Origin of the sequence: Bradyrhizobium sp. SHOUNA76 (assembly GCF_023006445.1) — a bacterium.
In the GTDB taxonomy this organism is placed as follows: Bacteria; Pseudomonadota; Alphaproteobacteria; order Rhizobiales; family Xanthobacteraceae; genus Bradyrhizobium.
The window spans coordinates 1-3,960 of the sequence record NZ_JALBHA010000554.1; the positions used below are offsets into that span (position 1 = coordinate 1).

General features: G+C 66.7%; 5 protein-coding genes. All 5 read right to left on the reverse strand.

Going from position 1 to position 3,960, the window contains the following annotated elements; translation table 11 throughout:
• Positions 1 to 226 precede the first annotated feature (226 nt).
• Positions 227 to 889, reverse strand: a complete 663-nt coding sequence (modC, locus tag MOV74_RS33100) for a molybdenum ABC transporter ATP-binding protein (RefSeq protein WP_246931198.1) — start codon at positions 887 to 889, stop codon at positions 227 to 229.
• 2 nt (positions 890 to 891) lie between these two features.
• Positions 892 to 1,587 (reverse strand): molybdate ABC transporter permease subunit, encoded by a 696-nt coding sequence (modB, locus tag MOV74_RS33105; RefSeq protein WP_246931199.1) that lies wholly within the window; start codon positions 1,585 to 1,587, stop codon positions 892 to 894.
• Between the two features lie 13 nt (positions 1,588 to 1,600).
• Entirely contained in the window at positions 1,601 to 2,386 is a 786-nt protein-coding gene (modA, locus tag MOV74_RS33110) for a molybdate ABC transporter substrate-binding protein (protein WP_246931200.1), read from the reverse strand.
• Between the two features lie 179 nt (positions 2,387 to 2,565).
• Positions 2,566 to 3,069, reverse strand: a complete 504-nt coding sequence (locus MOV74_RS33115) for a hypothetical protein (RefSeq protein WP_246931201.1) — start codon at positions 3,067 to 3,069, stop codon at positions 2,566 to 2,568.
• 331 nt (positions 3,070 to 3,400) lie between these two features.
• Positions 3,401 to 3,960, reverse strand: a 560-nt coding sequence (locus MOV74_RS33120) for a penicillin-insensitive murein endopeptidase (RefSeq protein ID WP_246931202.1), incomplete at its 5' end; no start/stop codon positions are given.

Below are 3,960 nucleotides of genomic sequence, written 5' to 3' on the forward strand. Positions count from 1 at the left end.
GCCTGCCCGAAGAGGACGAGACGCCCGCGCCGCTGACCCGCGCGCAGGCGCTGCGGCGCAAGCTTGCGGAGGTATGGACGTCGGTGGCCGGGGTTTGACGCTGCCGTAGGGTGGGCAAAGCGAAGCGTGCCCACGCATTTTTTGCGATCGAGAGAGTTGGTGGGCACGGCGCAAGGGCGCCTTTGCCCACCCTACGAAAGCCATCGCAAGGACGACGACGGAGTTGCTACGCCAGCACCTTCACCCCGCCAAAGCTCGTCACCCGGCCCTGCTTCAGCATCACGATCTGCGTCGCGAGCTGGCGCAGCTCGGCGGCGTCGTGGCTGACATAGACCATCGGCACATTGGCCTCGTCGCGCAGTCGCACCAGATAGGGCAGGATCTCGAGCTTGCGGCCTTCGTCGAGCGCGCCGAGCGGCTCGTCGAGCAGCAAGAGGCGCGGCTTCGACAGCAGGGCGCGGCCGAGCGCGACGCGCTGGCGCTCACCGCCGGAGAGCTTTCCGGGACGGCGGCCCTGCAGGGCGCCGATATCGAGGAGGTCGATGACGCGCTTGTGCTGGGCAGGATCGGGCGCCAGGCGGTTCATCTGCCGGCCGTAGTCGAGATTCTGCGCGACGTCGAGATGCGGAAACAGCCGTGCGTCCTGAAAGACATAACCGATGCGGCGGCGCCAGGTCGGGATATGGAGGCCGGCCACGGTGTCGTCGACGGTCTCGCCGTCGATCACGATGGTGCCGCGGTCGGGCCGCAACAGCCCTGCGATCATGTTGACCAGCGACGTCTTGCCGGCGCCGGAGGCGCCGAACAGGCCGATGACGCGGCCTTCGCCGGTGAAGTTCGCGGACAGCGAGAACTCGCCGAGCTGCTTTTCGATGTCGACCCGCAGCATGATCAGTTCCCGTGCAATCGCGCGGTGGCGCGGCGGGCGAACCATTCGGCCGCGATCAGCGCGCCCAGCGCGAGCACGATCGAGACGATCACGAGCCGGCCCGCGGCGGCGTCGCCGTCCGGCGTCTGGATCAACGAGTAGATCGCGGAGGAAATCGTCTGGGTCTCGCCGGGAATGTTGGAGACGAAGGTGATGGTGGCGCCGAACTCGCCGATCGCCTTGGCAAAGCCGAGCACCATGCCGGCGAGTACGCCGGGCAGCGCCAGCGGCAGCGTCACCGTGAAGAACACTTTCCAGGGGGCGGCGCCGAGCGTTTCGGCCGCCTGCTCGAGCCGGCGGTCGATCGCCTCGATCGACAGCCGCATCGGCCGCACCAGCAGCGGGAACGACATCAAGCCGCAAGCAAGCGCCGCGCCGGTCCAGCGGAACGCGAAGACGATGCCGAGATGGTCGGCGAGGAAGCCGCCGACGAGGCCGCGCCGGCCGAACGTCAACAACAGCAGATAGCCGGTGACGACAGGCGGCAGCACCAGCGGCAGATGCACGAGCGCATCGAGCACCGACTTGCCCCAGAAATCACGCCGCGCCAGCAGCCACGCCAGCGCGATGCCGAATGGCGTCGCCACCAGCGTTGCGATGATCGCGACCCTGAGCGAGAGCAGGATCGCGGTCCATTCGGCGGGAGAAATCGCGGACATCAAGCCGGAGATATCACGTCGTGGGGCTGATCAGGAACCTGAAGCCGTATTTTTCCAAGATGGTCTTGGCGGCCGAGGAGCGCAGGAAGGCGAGATAGCCGTTGGCCTCGCCCTTCGCGGTCGTGGTCGCTGCGACGGGATAGATGATCGCGGGATGCGAATCCGCCGGGAAGGTGCCGACGATCTTGACGCCGGGCTCGACCTTGGCGTCGGTGGAATAGACGATGCCCAGATTGGCCTCGCCGCGCGCCACCAGCGTCAGCGCCGCGCGCACGCTCTCGGCCATGGCGAATTTCGGCTCGGCGGCCTGCCATGCCCCGAGCTTTTCGAGTGCCGCCTTGGCATATTTGCCCACCGGCACCGACTTGACGTCCCCGGTCGCAATCCTGCCGTCGCCGGCAAGCTTGGCGAGGTCAAAACCTTGTGCGATCGCGACGTCGTCGACCTTGGAATCCTTCGGCGCGATCAGCACGATGCTGTTGCCGAGCAGATTGACTCTGGAAGGCTCGTTGATGGTCTTCTTGGCTGTCGCGTAGTCCATCCAGTCGGTGTCGGCCGAGACGAACACGTCGGCCGGCGCGCCCTGCTCGATCTGCCTCGCCAGCACCGAGCTGGCGGCATAGCTGACCGAGAACTTGACGCCGGTCTTGGCGGTGTAGGCAGCGTCGACCTCGTCGAGCGCGTTCTTCATCGACGCCGCGGCAAACACGATGATGGTCTTGTCCTCGGCAGCAGCAGGCGAAAGGCTCGCGCTTGCGAGGACGACGAAGGCGGTGACAAGTCCTGAAATGCGTAACATGGGGAGCGCTCCGTGCGAGTCCGCGTGCGCAAAACGCACGCGCAAGTCTGGCGTTGGGTGGGTGAGTTGCGACGGGCGGAAGCGCTGTTCCACGGCCCCTTGCGACGGCTTACGGCCGGCGGGGACATCGCGGTGCAAACATAGCAGGCCGAGGCCCCAGGTCAAAGGCGACCGTTGGCCTATTGCGCCGGCAGGATCGCGATCGACAGCGAATTGTCCTTGGCGCCGCTGACCTGGAGCACAAAAGGCTTGTCCGACAGCTCGTATTTCACGGTCTTGCGGATGCCGTCGCAATCGGTCGCGCCGCTGAAGGCCACGGGCTTGAGGACATGTCCATCCTGGACCACGTCAATCCAGGCGCCGGCGGACAGGCTGATCGTGTAGAGCCCGGCCCTGGTGGTCTTGATGCCTGTGAAGCCGGCAAAGGTGCCGTCCTTCGGCGCGCGCTCCGGCGGCGTGGGCAGCTTTGCTTCACTCGGGGCAACCAGCCCCAGCGTGATGGCGGATGACGGCACGGCCGCCTGCTCGCTTCCCGATGCGAGCTTGGTGCGGTCCGGAGCCGTGAGCACGGCGCGCTCCCGCTCGATCGGCCATTTGAACTTGTCGCAGCCGCTGGGCTCTTCGGCCGCGAAAGCGGAGGTCGCACCGAACGAGAGCGCAGCGAGGAAGGCGAGTATGCGCATGTGAAATCCCATCGTTGGCCACGCGAAGGAGGCGAGGCTTGCGGTCAGGCTTGTTGAACGACGGGATGCGCATCCCGGAATGCCGCGGTCTTACGGCACGGCGGCGGGACGATCCTAGCGCATTGGGGTGATGCGAACCAACCAACGAGTTCGTCATCCCGGACAAGCGCAGCGAAGCGGAGCGCAGATCCGGGGTCCATGGCCACAGGGAGGAGACGAAGATTTGGACCTTTCACGCCAAACTTCTCCCTGTGGCTATGGGGCCCTGCTTTCGCAATGCTTTCGCAGGGACGACGGCGGTGGATGAGGCGACAGCACGCCCATCCGCGCGCTACGGCTTCGCATCCGCCGCGTGCAGCACCGCCTTGCAGGCCGCGGGCATCTGCGCCAGCGTCATCGGCGGCTTCGGTTTTGGCGGCTCCGGCGGCGGCTTGGGGTGCAGCACCGCGTCGGAGAACCAATAGGAGAGATCGGCGGGTTTGCAGCCTTCGTCCTCGGATTGTGACGGCTGACCCTCGCATTCCCCGGCGCCAGCCGGGCAATGCATGCGGATGTGGAAGTGGTAATCGTGGCCCCACCAGGGACGGATCTTCGACAGCCACGCGCGGTCGCCCTTGGCCTCGCGGCACAGCGCCTTCTTGATCGCGGCATTGACGAAGATGCGCTGCACCCCCGGCTCCCGCGCCGCATCGCGCAGCACCAACACATGGCCAGGCGTGAACACTTTTGGATCGATGTCGAGCCGGTCGGGGCGCACCATCATCACCGCCGACATGTCCTCGCGCTCCTCGCGCGAGAGGCGGCGGTCCGGCATCGGCGTCAGCCAGATGTCGGCATCGAGGCCGATCTGGTGGCTGGCATGGCCCGACAGCGCCGGGCCGCCGCGCGGCT

Excerpts from the sequence above, each read along its gene's own strand:
- modC (WP_246931198.1), bottom strand. The coding sequence starts at position 889 with ATGCTGCGGGTCGACATCGAAAAGCAGCTCGGCGAGTTCTCGCTGTCC.
- modB (WP_246931199.1), bottom strand. The coding sequence starts at position 1,587 with ATGTCCGCGATTTCTCCCGCCGAATGGACCGCGATCCTGCTCTCGCTC.
- modA (WP_246931200.1), bottom strand. The coding sequence starts at position 2,386 with ATGTTACGCATTTCAGGACTTGTCACCGCCTTCGTCGTCCTCGCAAGC.
- MOV74_RS33115 (WP_246931201.1), bottom strand. The coding sequence starts at position 3,069 with ATGCGCATACTCGCCTTCCTCGCTGCGCTCTCGTTCGGTGCGACCTCC.